General features: G+C 68.8%; 17 protein-coding genes and 1 pseudogene. 15 read left to right on the top strand and 3 right to left on the bottom strand.

What is annotated here, in order from left to right; all coding sequences use genetic code 11:
• The first annotated feature begins 1 nt into the window (after position 1).
• The 3 genes from BM290_RS36640 to BM290_RS36630 are packed head-to-tail and all read left to right on the top strand — an operon-like array spanning position 2 to position 3,119.
• A complete protein-coding gene (locus BM290_RS36640; RefSeq protein WP_093620539.1) occupies positions 2 to 1,018 on the top strand; it encodes an LLM class flavin-dependent oxidoreductase in 1,017 nt (338 codons plus the stop codon).
• Positions 1,015 to 2,322 carry an NtaA/DmoA family FMN-dependent monooxygenase gene (locus BM290_RS36635; protein ID WP_093620646.1) on the top strand — a complete coding sequence of 436 codons (1,308 nt, stop codon included), beginning with the start codon at positions 1,015 to 1,017 and terminating at the stop codon, positions 2,320 to 2,322. The genes BM290_RS36640 and BM290_RS36635 overlap by 4 nt, the downstream gene beginning before the upstream one ends.
• Positions 2,322 to 3,119 (top strand): NADPH-dependent oxidoreductase, encoded by a 798-nt coding sequence (locus BM290_RS36630; protein ID WP_093620538.1) that lies wholly within the window; start codon positions 2,322 to 2,324, stop codon positions 3,117 to 3,119. The genes BM290_RS36635 and BM290_RS36630 overlap by 1 nt, the downstream gene beginning before the upstream one ends.
• Positions 3,120 to 3,235: 116 nt before the next feature.
• Here the strand turns inward: BM290_RS36630 and BM290_RS36625 are convergent.
• Positions 3,236 to 3,550: pseudogene (locus tag BM290_RS36625) on the bottom strand (LLM class flavin-dependent oxidoreductase); the annotation flags it as partial.
• Between the two features lie 83 nt (positions 3,551 to 3,633).
• Between BM290_RS36625 and BM290_RS36620 the strand changes: the two are divergent.
• From BM290_RS36620 to BM290_RS36610, 3 genes are all read left to right on the top strand, one after another.
• Positions 3,634 to 3,876: a hypothetical protein gene (locus BM290_RS36620; RefSeq protein ID WP_177320043.1), complete on the top strand. Its 243-nt coding sequence runs from the start codon at positions 3,634 to 3,636 to the stop codon at positions 3,874 to 3,876.
• 251 nt (positions 3,877 to 4,127) lie between these two features.
• A complete protein-coding gene (locus BM290_RS36615) occupies positions 4,128 to 5,720 on the top strand; it encodes a cellulase family glycosylhydrolase (protein WP_093620536.1) in 1,593 nt (530 codons plus the stop codon).
• Positions 5,721 to 6,130: 410 nt separating this feature from the next.
• Positions 6,131 to 6,907, top strand: coding sequence for an alpha/beta fold hydrolase (locus BM290_RS36610; RefSeq protein ID WP_239144001.1), 777 nt, complete (start codon positions 6,131 to 6,133; stop codon positions 6,905 to 6,907).
• Between the two features lie 250 nt (positions 6,908 to 7,157).
• Here BM290_RS36610 and BM290_RS36605 read toward each other — a convergent pair whose 3' ends face one another.
• Positions 7,158 to 8,288 carry a hypothetical protein gene (locus BM290_RS36605; RefSeq protein WP_218163310.1) on the bottom strand — a complete coding sequence of 377 codons (1,131 nt, stop codon included), beginning with the start codon at positions 8,286 to 8,288 and terminating at the stop codon, positions 7,158 to 7,160.
• Between the two features lie 228 nt (positions 8,289 to 8,516).
• Here BM290_RS36605 and BM290_RS36600 point away from each other — a divergent pair, with 228 nt between their 5' ends.
• From BM290_RS36600 to BM290_RS36580, 7 genes are all read left to right on the top strand, one after another.
• Positions 8,517 to 8,777, top strand: a complete 261-nt coding sequence (locus BM290_RS36600) for a DUF7660 family protein (protein WP_093620645.1) — start codon at positions 8,517 to 8,519, stop codon at positions 8,775 to 8,777.
• A 197-nt stretch (positions 8,778 to 8,974) separates the two neighbouring features.
• Positions 8,975 to 9,295, top strand: coding sequence for a hypothetical protein (locus BM290_RS47680; protein WP_143134051.1), 321 nt, complete (start codon positions 8,975 to 8,977; stop codon positions 9,293 to 9,295).
• A gap of 584 nt (positions 9,296 to 9,879) precedes the next feature.
• Complete coding sequence (locus BM290_RS36595) at positions 9,880 to 11,130, top strand: SMI1/KNR4 family protein (protein WP_342352061.1); 1,251 nt, start codon at positions 9,880 to 9,882, stop codon at positions 11,128 to 11,130.
• Positions 11,131 to 11,315: 185 nt separating this feature from the next.
• Positions 11,316 to 11,654 carry an Imm51 family immunity protein gene (locus tag BM290_RS36590; RefSeq protein WP_143134049.1) on the top strand — a complete coding sequence of 113 codons (339 nt, stop codon included), beginning with the start codon at positions 11,316 to 11,318 and terminating at the stop codon, positions 11,652 to 11,654.
• A gap of 179 nt (positions 11,655 to 11,833) precedes the next feature.
• The gene (locus BM290_RS36585) at positions 11,834 to 13,132 is read left to right on the top strand and encodes a hypothetical protein (protein WP_093620531.1); all 1,299 of its coding nucleotides are present in this window, start codon (positions 11,834 to 11,836) and stop codon (positions 13,130 to 13,132) included.
• 74 nt (positions 13,133 to 13,206) lie between these two features.
• On the top strand, positions 13,207 to 13,368 hold the full coding sequence (locus BM290_RS48755) for a hypothetical protein (RefSeq protein ID WP_177320042.1): 162 nt from the start codon (positions 13,207 to 13,209) through the stop codon (positions 13,366 to 13,368).
• An 88-nt stretch (positions 13,369 to 13,456) separates the two neighbouring features.
• The gene (locus tag BM290_RS36580) at positions 13,457 to 14,851 is read left to right on the top strand and encodes a sensor domain-containing phosphodiesterase (RefSeq protein WP_093620530.1); all 1,395 of its coding nucleotides are present in this window, start codon (positions 13,457 to 13,459) and stop codon (positions 14,849 to 14,851) included.
• Here BM290_RS36580 and BM290_RS36575 read toward each other — a convergent pair whose 3' ends face one another.
• Positions 14,852 to 15,823, bottom strand: a complete 972-nt coding sequence (locus BM290_RS36575) for a helix-turn-helix transcriptional regulator (protein WP_093620529.1) — start codon at positions 15,821 to 15,823, stop codon at positions 14,852 to 14,854.
• Between the two features lie 69 nt (positions 15,824 to 15,892).
• On the opposite strand from BM290_RS36575, the gene BM290_RS36570 reads away from it, so the two are divergent.
• The gene (locus BM290_RS36570; RefSeq protein ID WP_093620528.1) at positions 15,893 to 16,255 is read left to right on the top strand and encodes a VOC family protein; all 363 of its coding nucleotides are present in this window, start codon (positions 15,893 to 15,895) and stop codon (positions 16,253 to 16,255) included.
• A gap of 70 nt (positions 16,256 to 16,325) precedes the next feature.
• Positions 16,326 to 17,102, top strand: coding sequence for a S1 family peptidase (locus BM290_RS36565; protein ID WP_239144000.1), 777 nt, complete (start codon positions 16,326 to 16,328; stop codon positions 17,100 to 17,102).
• The last annotated feature ends 38 nt before the right edge of the window (positions 17,103 to 17,140 follow it).

The raw sequence follows: 17,140 nt of genomic DNA, 5'->3' as shown, positions 1-17,140 counted from the left end.
GATGGCCTTCCCGCGACCGTTCCGGCTCGGCTTCCTGCTGCACCTCGACGGCGACCTGCCACCGGCCGTCGCATACCGGCAGGCGATCGACCTGTTCGTGGCGGCCGAGGAACTCGGCTACGACTCGGGCTGGGTGATCCAGCGGCACTTCCGCCAGGGCAAGGAGCACATCTCCGCCCCGCTGGTGGTGCTCGCCGCGATCGCCCAGCACACCCGGCGCATCCGGCTCGGCACCGGCGTGCTCGTGCTGCCCCTGGAAGACCCGTTGAAGGTGGCCGAGGACGCGGCCACCCTCGACGAACTCAGCGGTGGCCGGCTCGAACTGGGGGTGGGCTCCGGTCCCTTCCCGGGCGCCTGGGAGGCGTTCGGGAAGGACCTCGGCGACCGGCACCGGCTGTACGACGCCGCCGTGACACGGCTGCACGCGGTCCTCGACGGGGCGCCGCTGAACAGCCTCGGCGAGGCTCTGCACCCGCCCGGCACCGGGGTACGGCAGCGGCTGTGGCAGGCCACCAGCAGTCATCCCTCGGTCGCGCACGCGGCGGCCGTCGCGGCCGGCAAGGCGGGTGACGGGCTGCAACTGTCGCGGGCCACCGCCTGGCGGGACGGGACCATCCGCGACGCCCAGTCGCAGCAGGCCGAATGGATCGACGCCTACCGCGCGGCGGCGGCCGGCGTTCCGCGCGTGCAGGTGTCGCGCGCGGTCTATCCGCATCCCGACCGGGCCGAGGCGGTCCGGCTGGTGACCCCCGGGGTACGCCGCTGGCAGAGCTGGCTGTCCTCGCAGCGCGACGTCGCCGGGCTCAGCGTCGAGGAGTACCTGGACGCCGACCACGCCCTGCTCGGCCCGGCCGACCTGCTGGCCGCCGAACTCGCCGCCGACCCGGCGCTGCGGCATGTCACCGATCTCCTGGTCAGCTTCGTGCCGGGAGTGCCCGACTTCGACGAGCACCTGCGGCTGCTCACCACCACGGCGCGCGATCTGGCGCCCTTGCTCGGATGGAGATCCGCGACGTGACCCGATTCCATCTCAACCTCTCGCTGATGACACCGGGGCACTTCCGGCACGCGTGGCGGCTGCCGCACGTCGACCCACTCGCGTATCTGGACATCGACCACTTCCGGCGGCTCGTCACGATCGCCGAGGACGCCAAGATCGACGCGGTGTTCCTCGGTGACGGGCCGGCGCTGCGCGACGAGATCGAGGACGCGCCCGGCACCGGGCTGGACCCGCTGATCCTGCTCGGCCACCTCGCCGCGGTCACCACCCACCTGGGCGTGGTGATCACCAGCTCGACCACCTACAACTCGCCGTACAACCTGGCTCGGCGTTTCCAGTCACTCGACCACGTCACCAAGGGGCGGGCGGCGGTCAACATCGTCACCACCGGCACGCCGGCGGCGGCCGCGAACTTCGGCCTCGGCGAGCACCCCGACAAGGACACCCGATACCGGCGGGCGCACGAGTTCCTCGACCTGGTGACCCGGCTCTGGGACTCCTGGGAACCGGGCGCCATCGTCGCGGACAAGAAGAGCGGACGGTACGCCGTACCGGAACGCATCCATCGCCTCGACCACCGCGGTAAGTTCTTCTCGGTGGCCGGACCGCTGCCGGTGCCGGCGGGCCCGCAGGGCCGCCCGGTGATCGTGCAGGCCGGTGGCTCGGCGGGTGGGCTGGAGCTGGCCGCACGCTTCGCCGACGTGGTGTTCACGGTCGCGCAGACCCGGGACACGGCGGTCGCCTTCCGCGACGACATCCGCCGGCGGGCCGTACTCGCCGGGCGCGACGCCGACGACGTGAAAGTCTCGCTCGGCGTGGTCGTGCTGGTCGCCGCCACACCGGAGGAGGCGCAGCAGCGGGCACAGGACCTCTACGCGACGCTGCCGATCGAGCGGCTGTCCGCGACGCTCACCGCCAACCTGGGCCTGCCGACGGGCCGATTCGGGCCGGACGACCCGATCAACGCGGCCGACCTGCCTCCGTCCGTGCCCGATCACTCCTTCTCGGCGGGCTTCACCGCCTCGACCCGGGCGCTGATCCAGCAGGCCCCGCGCACACCGCGCGAGCTGGTGCAGCGCAGCGCCGGCGGCGCCGGCCACCGGCTGCTGGCCGGATCGGCCGAGCAGGTCGCCGACGATCTGGAGGCCTGGTACGACGCCGGCGCCGCCGACGGGTTCACGATCATGCCCGCGGACACCGCCGTGGACCTGGAGAGCTTCGCCACCCTGGTCGTGCCGATCCTGCAGAAACGCGGCCTCTTTCAGAGCGAGTACGACCAGGCCACTCTGCGAGGCCGCCTCTTCGGAAAGGAAGCCGGCTGATGTCGTTCACCGCCCGCTACGCCGACCACACCACAGCGCTGGGCGTGGCCAATGACGTCCTCACGTCGCTGCTCGCCCGCCGCTCGGTGCGCAAGTTCGGCGCGCGCGACGTCACCGACGATGAGCTGACCGCGCTGATCGCCGCCGCGCAGTCCGCGCCGACCTCGTCCAACCTGCAACCGTGGAGCGTCGTCGCGGTCCGCGACCCGGACCGCAGAAAGCGGCTGGCGGTGCTCGCCGGCAACCAGGCCTTCGTCGCGCAGGCACCATTGTTCCTGGTGTGGATCGCCGACCTGGGCCGGGCCCGTCGCCTCGCCGCCCGATCCGGCACCGACGTGCACGCCGCCGACTTCCTGGAGACCACCATCATCGGCTTCGTCGACACCGCCCTGGCCGCGCAGAACGCGGTCGTGGCCGCGGAGTCGCTCGGTCTCGGCTCGGTCTTCGTCGGCGGCATCCGCAACCATCCCGAGCAGGTGGCGGCCGAACTGGCATTGCCGGCGCACACGGTGGCGGCGTTCGGGCTCGCCGTAGGGGAGCCGGATCCCACCGAGCAGGCGGACGTCAAGCCACGACTGCCGCAGGCGGCGGTGCTGCACCGGGAGCAGTACGACGCGGAGACCGCGGACCGGCACATCGACACCTACGACGAGCGGCTGGCGGCGTACAACAACAGGTTCGGGCTGCCCGGCGGCTGGAGCGACCGGGTGCTGACCCGCCTGCGCGGGCCGGAGACGATGGCCGGCCGGCACCGGCTCCGCGAAACCCTGGAACGCCTGGGCCTGCCGTCACGCTGACCGGCGCGACCACCCACTCCAGGGTGCCGGCCGGAACTCCGGGCGCACTTGCGGCGTCCCGGAATTCCATTCGCGTACGCAAATGTGGGTGGCATCGGGTTCTCTCTGGCGCTCAGCTAAGGGATTCGTGAAGCGCGGCGGTGGCCGTGCAGCGCCTCGTGTTTGCGGTACTCCTCCTCAGGGGTCGCACCCAGGATGACGGTCAGGCCCGGCAGCAGCCGGATGTCGCCGGGTTCGCGGCCGTGCGCCAGCGCCCGCTCGCGCAGCCGGGCCTGGTAATCGAACGCGGACTGCTTGTGCAGCAGGGGCGCGTACACGATGTCGGCGTGCCGGGCGGCCAGGTCGATGCCCGCGCCGGTGGCGCCTGCCTGGGCGATGACCGGGTGGCCCTGTAGGCCGATCGGCACATTGAGTGGGCCGGTGACGTCGAAGAACTCGCCGCGCGGTCGTCTCGTCCCACAGAGCGCCCTGCGAGACCGGGCCGGCCGGGGTGTCCCAGCTCAGCCACAGGTCCTTGGCGCGCCGGTACCGCTCGGCCCGATCGGGCAGTGGCTACACGCTCCTCTTCGTCGGCGTGGTCGACATGTCCGCCCAGGCCGGCCTGTTCGGTGGCGGCGGGCTCGGCGACTTCGCGGTCACGTACGGCTCGCAACGCTACAACTGGCCGGTCGTCTACATCACGGTCGCCACGATCATCATCGTCCAGGCCGGGCAGTTCGCCGGCAACGTACTCGCCCGCAAGGCTCTGCGCCGCTGAGGCGCCCCGGCCTCAAAGAAGACGCCACGAGGGAACGTTGAGCCACCCTTCGGCCGCCAGCCCGCACGTGCGTGCGTTGCCGAGCGAAGCGCTGTTCCGTACAGGCAAATCGATCTGGCCTCGGCGGCCACCGAAGGCAAGGCGTGCTGGAATGGGTCCGGCAGTCAACAGGCCATCGATGAGCGTTGTGCTGGGAGCGCTCCCATGTAACGATGTCGAAATCTCCCTCCCGTCCCTGAAGGAGCTCCCCAGTGAAACACCGCCCATGGCTCGCGGGCTCCACCGCCCTCGCGACCGCGGCCGTCGCCACCGCCATAGCCCTGGCCCAGCCGGCGGCCGCCGCCGCAGGTGGCACCGGCACCGGCTACCTGCACACCAACGGCAACAAGATCGTCGACAGCACCGGCGCGACCGTACGCCTGACCGGAATCAACTGGTTCGGCATGGAGACCGACAACAAGACCTTCCACGGCCTCTGGTCCAGCAACCCGTGGAAGAGCCAGATCGACACCATGGCCTCCCTCGGCTACAACACGCTGCGCGTCCCGTTCTCCGACGACGCCCTGAAGCCCGGTGCGACCGCCACCGGCATCAACGACTTCACCAACCCCGACCTGGTCGGGCTCTCTCCACTGCAGATCCTCGACAAGGTGATCGCGTACGCCGGCGACAAGGGCATGCGCATCATCCTCGACCGGCACCGCCCGACCGCCGCGGGACAGTCCCCGCTCTGGTACACCGGCGCCGTCTCCGAGAGCACCTGGATCACCAACTGGAAAGCCCTCGCCCAGCGCTACGCCGGCAACACCACCGTCATCGGCGCCGACCTGCACAACGAACCGCACGCCGAAGGCACCAACCCCGCCGCCACCGGCTCCTGCTGGGGCTGCGGCGACACCGCCCGCGACTGGCGGCTCGCCGCCGAACGCGCCGGCAACGCCATCCTCGCCGTGCAACCCAACTGGCTGATCTTCGTCGAGGGCGTCAGCTGCCCCAGCGGCGGCCTCAACAACACGTGGGACAACGACACCAGCAACGACGAGGACTGCGGCTGGTGGGGCGGCAACCTCTCCAAAGCCGGCCAATATCCGGTACGCCTGGACGTGCCCAACCGGCTGGTCTACTCGCCCCACGAATACGCCACCTCGGTCTACCACCAGACCTGGTTCGACGACCCTGCCTACCCGGCCAACATGCCGGCCATCTGGGACAAGTACTGGGGCTACCTCTACAAGCAGAACATCGCCCCGATCATGATGGGCGAGTTCGGCAGCACGCTGCAGGCCAACGTCGACAAGATCTGGCTCCAGGAGCTGCTCAAGTACACCGGCACCGGGGTCACCGGCATGTCCTTCACCTACTGGTCCTGGAACCCGAACTCCGGCGACACCGGCGGCATCGCCAACGACGACTGGACCACCGTCAACCAGGCCAAGCAGGCCATCATCCAGCCGTACCTGATCCCCCCGGCCGGTGGCGGCACCGGCCCGCAGCCGTCGGCGTCCGCGTCGGTGTCCACCCCGCCGGTCCCCGCCGGGGCCTGCACCGCCACCTACCGCCAGGACAACAGCTGGCAGGGCGGCTTCCAGGGCCAGCTCACCGTCAAGAACAGCGGCGGCTCCGCGGCCAACCCGTGGCAGGTGACCTGGACCTGGCCGTCCGGCGTCACCCTCGTCAACGGCTGGAACGCCACCGTCACCCAGAGCGGCACCACTGTCACCGCGGCCGCGCCGAGCTACTCACCGTCGCTCGCCGCAGGCGCCTCGGTCGCGGTCGGATTCACCGCCAACGGTACGGCCAGTGCCCCGGCGACCGTGAAACTCAACGGCGTGACCTGCGTATAAGTCCACGCTGACGGCTCAAACAGGACTCTGGCCGGCGTACCGCAATCCGCGGCGCCGGCCAGAGCCCTGATCCGCAACCCGTCCGTCCGGCCCACGGAGAAACGCCGCTCCCCGACCGGGCAGGGCCGCAAGACCGAATCGGCCGACGCCCCCAACGTAGCCGTGGCCGCGTCGCGCACCGAGGGCCTGCGGACACCACCGTGGTGGTGCGGTTGCTCGTCGACCGTAGCCGGCCGAACACGGCGTGCACCCGCAGGTGACGGAGCTGTTCGGCGTCGCCGGCCGGCAATGGCGTACCTGCGCGCGGATCACCGTCCGCGCCGGGACGTGTCACGCCGGGACCGGCCGTGTCAGGGCGGTGGCGGTGCCGTGTCAGGGCGGTCCCTGATGGTAGGCGCATGACAAAAAGCATGGTTGACGTTGACGACACCGCCCTGGCCGTGACCGACAGCGGCGGCGACGGCGTCCCGGTCGTGTATCTGAACGGGCAGTTCGCGACGCAGGGGTACTGGCGGCGGGTGGTGGCCGAGCTGGGCACGCAGGACTGGCGGCACATCACCTTCGACGAACGCGCCCGCGGCAAGTCGCAGCGGTCGGCTGACTACTCGTTCGAGGCGGCCGTGCGGGACGTGGACGCGGTCCTTGATGCCCGGGGCGTGCGGCGGGCGCTGGTGGTGGGCTGGTCGTACGGGGCGTTCGTGGGAGCGCACTGGGCCAGCCGCAACCCGCAGCGGGCGATCGGCGCGGTGCTTGTTGACGGCGCATACCCGTACGACTGGCTGGACGAGGCGATGGAGCGGCGGATCCGTACCCTGTTTCGCCGGATGGGCTGGTTCCTGCCGCTGTTGCGCCCGACCGGGCTGGCTCCGCGGATGAGCGCCGACCAGCAGGCGGACAGCAACATCGAACTCGGCCGGATCTCCCGTGAGCGCGAACTCGGACCGGTGCTGGAGGCGATCACGGTGCCGACACGCTACGTGGTCGCCTCCGGCGCTTCGCTCGGCAGTAAGGGCGACGAACAGGAACGGATCCGGACCAGCCTGGACCGGGTGACGGCCCGCAACGGCAACATCCGGGTCAGCGCGAAGGTCGACAGCAACCACGGCGCGATCCTGAAGAAGGACTTCGCCGCGGTCGCCGCTGCGGTGCGGGAGGTGGCACGTCTGGATGCGGCGGGGAAAGCGTAGAGCGGCCGGCGACGCGCTCCCCGGCAGTGGACCACCAGCGACCCGGACAACTCGCCATCGGGCCGCTGGGCCGCGCCGGCCAGAAATGCCCCGACGGCGGCTCTGACGGATAGCGACCGCGCGCCCAGTTGCAGAAGAGGATTTCCTACTCAGCGAATGCCGAGGATCTCGTACATCGACCGGCTCGGAACCGTGCCCATCTTCCAGTGCCCTGGCGACTTGAACATTGGCAGGGCCCTATTCGGCGTCATCACGGCGAGCTGGGCTGCGGAAGTCCAAATTTGGCCCGAAATGCGGCGATCACCGCAGCCTTCTCCTCCGGGATGACCTGTGCTGCTGTCTTCACCGTGTCGACAGCTGCCTCCAGGGGGTTGTCCTCCCTCGCGAAGACACCAGCGTGCATCGCCAACACCTCGGGCGCAATCTTCGGCTGCTCACTGCGGGCGCCGATGCTCACGCTGCTGTAGTGGGTTAGCTCCTCCGGCGAGACATCGTGCCATCGGGCGAACGCGTCGTCGAAAGTGGCGAACGATGCTGGTGGAGGGTCGCCGCTGTCCAGCGCGTCGAGTGCCTCAGAAACCCAGGCCAGTTCGGCCATGCCGGCTCGGCGGCAGGTTTCCCGGGCGGCCCAGGCCGCCATGGCGCGCTGCGAGACGGGGCCGGCCGCGGCGATCTCGTCGACCAGATCCCGGTCGATGCGGGCCAGCCCCACGGCGCGGGGTGCGATGTCTCGCAGGCTGTCACTGTCGGGAGCCCGGCCGCCCCAATAGCGCGCCTCGTCCGCACGGCGGAACCGCTCATATTCTTCGCGACGCTGACGTTCCTGCTCGGCGCGTTTCTGTTGCCGGGCAGCCGCTCGTTCCTCGGCGGGTGGAGGTACCGGAGTTTGCTGTGCAACCTGATGCCAGTACGCGGCCCCACTGCTGCTCTGCCTCACAATCACGTCGGGTGCCGGGAGCGCCGGCCAGAACTGGAGCAGATAACGCTCCGGAGGGTCGGTGATCCCGTCGTCGTCGTTGTCGAAGCCGACTCCGCAGAAACGCGCCCGATAATCACGGACCTCCAGATCCGGTAGCGGTACCGCGGCGTCCCCCCAGATGCCGAGGAACACCCCGGGACCCCGTGGCCTGAACGAGGCCTCGACAACCTCCTGCCAGACCGGATCGACCTCCGGCTCGCTATCGTGCATCTCGATACGCACCGGCACATCGCCGGTGTGCAGACCAGTGATGAACTCGAGAACGCCGGGGATCGCCGCACCACAGATTCCGTTCATCTGACCCGCGCGACTGTCCAGCTCCTCACGCTCGTCGTCGTCATCGTCGGGATCGCTCTCGAAAGAGAAGGAGTGGAACGCCACGGCAACGTCGTCATCGAACAAGACCCGCACCCACTCATCATCCTCCCCAGGGACGGGTATGCCATGGTGAATCCAACGCCCCGCCGCTGAGGCCCACCGCCTACGCAAGTACGAGTCCCCCAGGGCCGAGTAACCGCTACTTCGCACGACTGGGCGTCATCCCACTTGTCCCGAGCCGCGGACCGAGGCGAAGCGCTATCGGCGGCAGATCCGGACGCCGGCAGAGCGCGCTCGAGTAACGTGCGCATCGTGAACTGGCAGGATCCTGAGATAGCCGCCGTAGAGAGCCGCGAGGATCTCGCCCGCTATTTGGTGAGCCTGGCAGCCCGGCTTCGCCAAGGTGATAATTGGACCGAAAACCCTTCCACAGACGCCTTCATCGATGCCGCGGGCCGCTGGACGAAGTCCATGGACGGCTTCTTCTCCAACGTTCTGAAGGAGCCGGTTCCCGACAGCCCAGATTGGTCGACGGTGGCTGCCATGTTCCGAGCGGCGCTGGTCTACGAGTAGAGGGCGCGTCAAGATCAAGCGCCCCTCGTCAGCACCGCACGGCGCTCGATAGTCAGAACGTAACCACCGGCGCGGCTGCGGCGGCCGCCCACGAGCGCGCACTTGACGCGGCAGATGCGGATGCTGGCGGTGACGGCTGGAAGTTACGCTCGCTCTATGCCCTCCGTCAGGGTGCTAACGCGATCGCGGGAGTCGAGTTGACCATTCGTACCGAGGTGCGGCGCTTCGTTGACCTGGGACCGCTTCCGTCAGAGGACGATAACTCCGAAGAGGGCGACGCCGCGTTCGACAGTCTTGAGCAAGCGCTGCACGCGATAGAACGGCCGATCAATGATGCCGAGGCAGCACTCTTATCCGGTTCGTTCGGCGCGGATGGGTGCTTCGGGCTGGCCTGGACCCTCCTTCATCTGATCGAGACAGCGCCTACGCACCTGCCATTGACGGAGCCGACCGCCAGCGCCAATCCATGGATTCGGCGCCTGTGGCTTCGCCAGCAGAACGCCTTGGCTGATTCCTGACCCCGTCCAGTCCGCGGCGCACATCGGCACGAGCGGGCGCCAGCCACCTCCGGCCCGTCGTGGTGCTGGGTGGCGAGCGGATCGCGGCAAATGAGGACGTTGTGTACCTAGTTGGTCGTTCGAGAGACAGGATGCTTCGTCACACAATCGACACACCTCGGGATTGTGGGAGGCAGCGACCCCGTCCATGGATCATGGGACCAATGCGCTTGAGCATCCGCGGGGATGCAATCCGGGCGTCGACCTAATCGGCCCGCGTGAGCACGCGACTTGCCGGTGCCCACGAAGTAGATGTTGCTGTAGTCGTCCCGGATCGGTGCATCGTCGTAGGTGTGGACTTGAATGGGGTCGAGAAGTTCAAACCATATGGTCAGTTCGCTTGGATCGTCGATCAGATCAGAATCATCCTCGCCGTTCGTCATGAAGCCGGCCTCCGCCTGTATTAACCGGCTGCCAACGTAGTCGTCGCGTCACGCCGGGACAACCGAATCAGTCACACGGCAAGCCGTACGGATCGCCACCTTTCTGCCAGAACGTCGGCTGCGGCACGCCGGGCGCCCACCGAGGGTGACGGACTGTGGCGGATGGGTGCACACGATCGGCGGCAGATCCGGATGTCTGCGCGGCCAGTGTCGCTGACAGGCAGACGAATGGGTGACCGGCGGCGTGATCAAGGACTTCTGCAGGTCATCCTAAAGTGGGGCGTGGCTTCGAGAATGCGGCCTTGTACGGCCGAGCAATGGCGGGTCTACCTCGCCGAGTACAGCGCGGATTTTCTCCGCGTCGCCGACTCTGATCGGCTTCATCAGCTTGGGGATGAACGACTTGCCTCCGGGTGGCTCGGGTTCGCCGGCGCGAGTCCGGAGGCGCTCGCCGCCGTTGAGCAGCGGCTCGGGGCGCCACTCCCTCCGGGGTACCGTGGCTTCTTGCAAGCCTCTGACGGGTGGCTCGAGATGGGTCCGTTCGTGTGGACGATGCGTACTACCGCCGACGTCGGATGGCTGCGCGATATCGAGCCCGAAATGTGCGACGTGGGCGACGTGGATAATGAGCTGATGGCCCGAGTGCTGCTGGTGTCGGGCGACGCAGACGCGTGCTATTGGCTCCTTGACCCCGCAGACGTCAATCACGACGGGGAGTGGGCGGCGTACGTCTGGGCGTCCTGGTATCCGGGTTTAGGCGACCGGTTCGATTCGTTCGCCGATCTGGTCGCCGCCGAGCGGGAATCGTTCGAGGAACTCAACGCCCGAGATGGGCGTGCCGTCGAGCCTGCGGGGGCTGCGGAGCTTGTTGACGAGGGGCGCCGGATGGCACTTCAGGGCGACGCTGAGGGTGCGGCCGAGCGGTTCGAGTCGGCAGCCCGCAAAGGGTCCGGAGTGGGGCAGTACCTTGCTGTCGTCATGGCGGCGTTCCTTCAGCCGCAGGTGCACCACAGAATCCGGAACGATGTGCTGGCGCACCCACACGTGGTCGAAGCAGTCGGCGCCGAACGAGTACGTGCCGAGCTTGTGCCGCTGTTGCTTCAGCAAGAACCGGGCGCTTGGGCCCAACGGCTCGTGAAGGGCTCACTCGGTGAGATCGGCGGCGCGTCGGCGGCGGCCGAGCCGGCCGAGTTCACCGCGGCACTCGAGCAGGCCCGCGAGCTCGCCCGCTCAGGCGATACCGAAGCAGCCTGGTCGGTCGTGGCCGCCGCCGTGCCAAAGTGGCACAGTGGCGACCCTTTGCGTATTGCACCGTTGGCGCTGCTCACCGATCCGATACTGCGCTCACTCGTCACGCCACAACGGGCTACCTGGATCGTCACCACTGCGAGAAGCGACCCGGTCCGACCATGATTATGTGCACACTCATCGACAAACGCGGATGGTCGCGACCAGATCCGGCTACGGCGCGTGCTAGCGGGTCGGCGGTCGTCGCCCACGGACAGCGGCTAGAAGAGGGCGTCTGATCTTGAGTCTGCTGGCTTCTGTGATGCGCATCTACGGAGAAAGCTTGTCGCTTGATCTGCCAGGATCTGCGGATGACTTCGATCGAGGTAGAAGAACTTGCGCCGGGTGAATTTCGTCTGTACCTGGTCGCGGGCACGACGCCGGTCGACGAGGCGATCGTCGCCCTCGGCCATGAGCCCAATGGCCCGTTCTGGGAGGGGATTGCGGAGCTGGTCGTCGCCATCGAGGCTCCAGCCCTTCATGAGCGCTTCTGGACCGACTCGGAAGCGGGCGCATTCCTCGCCCACAGCAGCGATCGAAGCGTGCTCGATGACTTGGCCGCCCGGCTCGACGCAATTGCGGCCGACGAGAATCACCTGCGGCACCTGATGGAGGTGGCCCGGACACGCGGCTTGGAGTTCCACGACTGACAGTCGGAAAGTCCGTTCCTGCGTGCGACTGGCGGTTTCGTCAGGTCATCAGCTGCTCCCGCATGGTCGGGTTCCGACGGCGACGCAGGCAGCCTGTCCCGAGCCCTTTCCGCGGCACATGAGTGCGGCTCGCAAGGCACTGCCCGGGTCGATAGCGCTATTCAGGATGCCGTTCGTGCATGACGCGTACGACCGCCCATGAGCCGAACATCGGCCGGGCTGACCGGGTGTGGCAGGCTGCCTCTCAGCCGACGCGCAACCAGGAGCATCTGATGACCGATTCGCCCAACCGCTACGTCGAGGAACTGTTCGACGACGAGGCTGAGGCGCCCTTCGGGATGACACAGGTGTGGACTCCGGAACTTCACCGCGGCGTGATGGACATGATCCGCAACGCGCCGCGTCCCAGAACTCCGGCGATCGAGAAGTATTTGACCGTCATGCCGAAGTTCTCCGACCACGAGGTCATCGAAGTCGCCGCGTACTGGACCGACCATTGCACCGACGAGCCGCCGGCGACCCGGCCCGGTCCGAGCTTCCTCGCCAACCCAAAACCCGTGGATCTGACGACCAAGATCCTCGAGTACGCGATTTCGGCCGCACTGCGCCTGTACGACCGCCGACGTGCGGCTGACTGGTATGCACGGTGGCGTGACCGCCGGACGGGCCGGCCGGTAAAGAGGCACAGCAGCATGTACTCCTTCTTCGAAGGAGGCTTCGACAACTGCCTCGAATGCGTACGGGATATGGACGAACTCAGCGGCGGGTTCGACCGGGACTGCGCGGAGCTGCTCCGCTCGGTCAGGCCGGCCGCCGACTTGACCGAGCGTGAAGTCGCGCTCATCGCCTGGGTCACCGCGCAGCGCCACCCGGCGATCCGGTTCCTCGCGCAACACGCCGCGAACCGACTCTGGTACGTCGACCTGTTCCGCCGCGACGTGTTCGTCTTCAGCGGTCGCGCGGTGACACCGTGCCCCATACCGTTCACCGTCAACCCAGTCACGATCGCCGACTACGTACGCGACGCGTCCCGGTGCGACCAGCGCGTGGTCGCCTGGTCGGGCAAGCACACCTACCGGGTAGCCCAGCGCTACGGCCGCCACGTTCTGATTATGACCAGTTCTTACTACGGTCCGTCACGCGGACAAGCCGAAATGGATTACGCGGTGTGGCTGTCGCCCGCCACCCCGGACGAGGCCACAACGTTGGTCGATGACTTCGCCGCCTCGCTTCCGGCGACCTATCGCAAGATCGCCCTCTGGTACGACCCCAGGCGCGGATCGGTCATGCGCAGTTACACCGGCGAGCACCCCATCGGCGTGTGGGGTAAGCACTGGATGTCCGGGCTCGGCGTCGACCGGACCTTCGGCAGCGAGCAGGAAGCGATCGCTGCGCTCGAGGCCCAGGAACTCGACTGGCTGAAGGCAGGCAAAAGACTCGACAACTTCTACCTACGACTCCCGAACACCCCGACTTAGGTCTCTTGCCTCTGTCACAACGGCAATGCTGAGCAGGAGGAGACACGCGATCACCAAACGCACTCTCATCGGCTATGAGAATGAATTGGCGGTGCGTCGGCCTCGATCGCCAGGTGCGGCTCGGCGGGGACGGCAGCAGCACCGGCATCCGCCTGAGCGGGTGCGTCGCCGTGTTCGGTTTCGCCGGCGACGGCGCGGCCGGCACCCCGGACCCGATCGCCCGCACCCCGTGCTGACGGCCCAGCGCCCGATAATCGCGGAAAGTAGTTGTCAAAGTGCCCTGAGTCACCTCAAGCGCGGCTCTCGTGTGCCGACGAACACCATGTGACTGACCAGGCACCGAACCGTCAGGCGGCGACCGCGGAGATTCTGCACTCCCGTCGTGTCGTCTCGTCCGCTGTCATCGTGCTCGCCGTGACGATGGCGATCGCCCTGGTCTCGTACGTGTGGGACTGGGTCGACGCGCTGAACGCCGGTGAGGTCCCGGAGCCCGACGAGTGGCTCGGCATGGTCGGTCTGGCCGGGCTGCCGTACGCGGCCGTGGTCACCCGCCGTCTGGTCCGGTTCGAGCGAATGCTCACCGTGCGTGAGCGGGACGCGGTGCAGGCGTTCCAGGACACCGTCGACAACGCGCACGGCTGGATCTGGCAGACCGACGCCGACATGCGGATCACCTACTCCAGCCAGGGCGTGCACACCCTGCTCGGCCACCGGTCCACCGAGGTCGTCGGGCTTACCGTGTGTGAGCTGATCAGCGACGAGACGGCGGCCAAGCCGGCCGTCGACCCGGGCGGCCGGCAGGATCTGACCACCGAGACCCGGCACACCGACGGCACGGTACGGCACCTGAGCACCACTGTCGCCCCGATGTTCGACGAGTCCGGCCAGACCGTCGGGTACCGCGGGTTCACCGCCGACGTCACCGTGGAAACGGTCGCCCAGATCGCGCAGGACGAACAGCAGCGGCGGTACGCCGAGTCCCGTGCCCGCATCGAGCACGCCCTCGACCACCCCGAGGCGATGTACGTGGTGCTGCAGCCGATCGTGGACATCGACGGCCGCCGGATCGCCGGGATGGAGGCCCTGGCCCGGTTCGAGGCCGAGCCGAAGCGCCCGCCGAACCTGTGGTTCGACGAGGCCTGGGAGGTCGGCCTCGGCATCGACCTCGAGTTGCACGCCGTCGAGCTGGCCTGCCGCCGGTTGCCGGAGATGCCGGCCCACGGCTACCTGTCGATCAACCTGTCGGCGCAGACCCTGACCGACCCTCGGCTGCTCGACCTGCTGACCGGCCTCGGCGAGCAGGCGCGGCGGGTGGTGGTCGAGGTGACCGAGCACACCGCGATCGAGGACTACACCGAGGTCGCCGGCGTCCTGGACCGGATCCGGGCACTCGGCGCCCGCCTGGCCGTCGACGATGCGGGCGCCGGGTACGCCTCGATGCAGCACATCCTGCGGCTGCGGCCGGACATCATCAAACTCGACCGCAGCATCGTCGCCGACAGTGACGTGGACCCGGCCCGGTTCGCGCTGATCGGCGCGATGGCCAACTTCGCCGCCTCGCTCGACATGGTGGTGATCGCCGAGGGCGTGGAGACGTCCGGCGAGCTGTCCGCGCTCACCGAGAACCAGATCTGCCACGCCCAGGGCTACTACCTGGCGCGCCCGGCCGTCGAGCCGCTGATGGAGCTGGCGCCCCCGGCATCGGCCGAGGCCGCCTGATCAGGAGTAGAGGCGGGCCATCGCGGTGACGCTGGCGCGCATCAGGTCGCGCAGCTCCGGCGGGGACAGCACCTCGACGTCCTCGCCGAGGCGCAGGAACTCGGCGTGGGCGTGGCGTACCGACTCGATCGGCAGCGTGACCGTCGTCCAGCCGTCCGGGCCGCGCTCGCCGACGGCGTCGCGGACGTTGCGGGCCATCGCCCTGGTCATCAGGTACGGGATACGGTCGAGGCCGGCGGGGGAGAGGCGGACCGTCGCGGTGTCGCGGTGCAGCCGCCGCTCGAAGTCGGCCGCCCATGCGGCCCAGGTGGCGGCCAGGTCGAAGCCGTCGGGACGCTCGAACGTCTCGTCGAGCACGGTCAGGTCGAGGATCGTCGCGACCCGGTAGGTCCGCAGGTCCTCGCCGACGCGGGCGACGAAATACCAGACCCCGGCCTTGAGGACGATGCCGAGCGGCTCGATGTCGCGGTCCACCTCGCGGGGCTGCCGCCAGCGCAGGTACCGCATCCGGGCGCGCCGCCGGTTCCACACCGCCCCGGCGAGCGCGGCCAGGTGCGGGTGGGTCTCGGTCTCGCGGAACCATCCGGCCGGATCGAGATGGAACCGGTCGCGGACCTCGTCGACGTGCCGGGCGAGCCGGGCCGGGAGCGCCGCCCGCAGTTTCAGCTCGGCGGTGGTGAGCACGGCGCCGAGTCCGAGTTCGGCGGCCGCGTCCGGCACCCCGGCCAGGAAGATCGTCCCGGCCTCCTGCGGGGTGAGCCCGGTGAGCCGGGTCCGGTAGCCGTCGACCAGCTGATAGCCGCCGTTGGCGCCGAGTTCGCCGTAGACCGGGACGCCGGCCGCGCCGAGGGCTTCGATGTCGCGGTAGACGGTCCGGATCGAGACGCCCAGTTCGTCGGCGATCTGCTGGGCGGTGAGCCGGCCTCGGTCCTGCAGGAGCAGGACCACGGACAGGAGACGGCTGGCGCGCATTCTCAGAAGACTGCCACAGGATGTCAGTCATGCCTGACAGAGTCGGAGCCGACGAAAGGAGCACCACCCATGGCACTCGCCCGTTACGTCGGTTTCTCCCTGGACTGCGAGGACCCGGTGACCCTTGCCGACTTCTACGTGAAGCTGCTCGGCATGGAGATCAGCTACACCAGCGACGAGTTCGTCTACCTGGGCGGCCCCGGCAACGGCATCGGTTTCGTGAAGGTGGCGAAACACGTGCCACCGACCTGGCCCGACGCCGACGTGCCCAAGCAGGCGCACCTGGAGCTGGGCGTCGACGACCTGGATGCTGGGGAGGCGGCGATCCTCGCGATCGGCGCCACCAAGCCGGACCATCAGCCGCAGCCGGATCGCTGGCGGGTCCTGCTCGACCCGGCCGGCCATCCGTTCTGCATCTCGGCTTCGGTCTAGAGAACTCAACCTTTCCACGGCATGCTGCGTCCTAGTCGAAAGAGGACGATCTCTTCGAGGAGGACAGCAAGTGCCACAAAGACGAACGATGTTCGCCGCGGGCGCCATCGCGGCGACCGCGGCCGGCATCACGCTCGCCGGGGGCGTGCCGGCCCAGGCGATCGCCAACGGCGAACCGGTGCCGGACGGTAAGTACGCGTTCTCCACCAAACTGACCATGACCGGCATCCCGGTCCTCGGCGGCGGCACCCGGAACAGCGCGTGCTCGGGTGCCCTGATCACGCGCGAGTGGGTGATCACCGCCGGGCACTGTTTCCGGGACGAGAACGGCGTCCGGGTCGAACGTCCGGTCGCCGCCTCGACGGTCGCCACCGTCGGCCGTACCGACCTGGTGACCGGCACCGGCGGTCACGACGTGGAGATCGTCGAGGTGCGGCAGTCCGCCACCGCCGACGTGGCCCTCGCGCGGCTCGCCGAGCCCATCACCGACATCCGGCCGCTGGCCGTCAGCCGGCGGGCTCCGAAGGTCGGCGAGGTGCTGCGGCTCACCGGTTACGGCTCGCTGACCAGCGCCAACGCGACTCCGGCGACGCATCTGCAGACCGGGCAGCTGGTCGTGGAGTCGCTGGCGGACTCGACGCTGGGCGTGCGTGGCCGGTCGCCGAACCCGGACACCACGCCGTGCCCGTACGACTCGGGCGGTCCGTTCTTCCGTGAGTCGCGCGGGCATGCGCCGCAGCTGGTGGCGGTGGTGAGCGACGGCCCGAGCTGCCCGCACACCGAGCTGGAGATTCCGGCGCGCACCGACAACATCGCCGGCTGGATCCGCGGCGTCACGGGCCGCTGACCGTCCCCGCGCCGTGCCTCGATGGCGGGGCACGGCGC

Origin of the sequence: Actinoplanes philippinensis, assembly GCF_900113015.1 — a bacterium.
In the GTDB taxonomy this organism is placed as follows: Bacteria; Actinomycetota; Actinomycetes; order Mycobacteriales; family Micromonosporaceae; genus Actinoplanes; species Actinoplanes philippinensis.
Note: the sequence above shows the minus strand (reverse complement) of the source record. Positions and strands in the feature narration are given on the sequence as shown.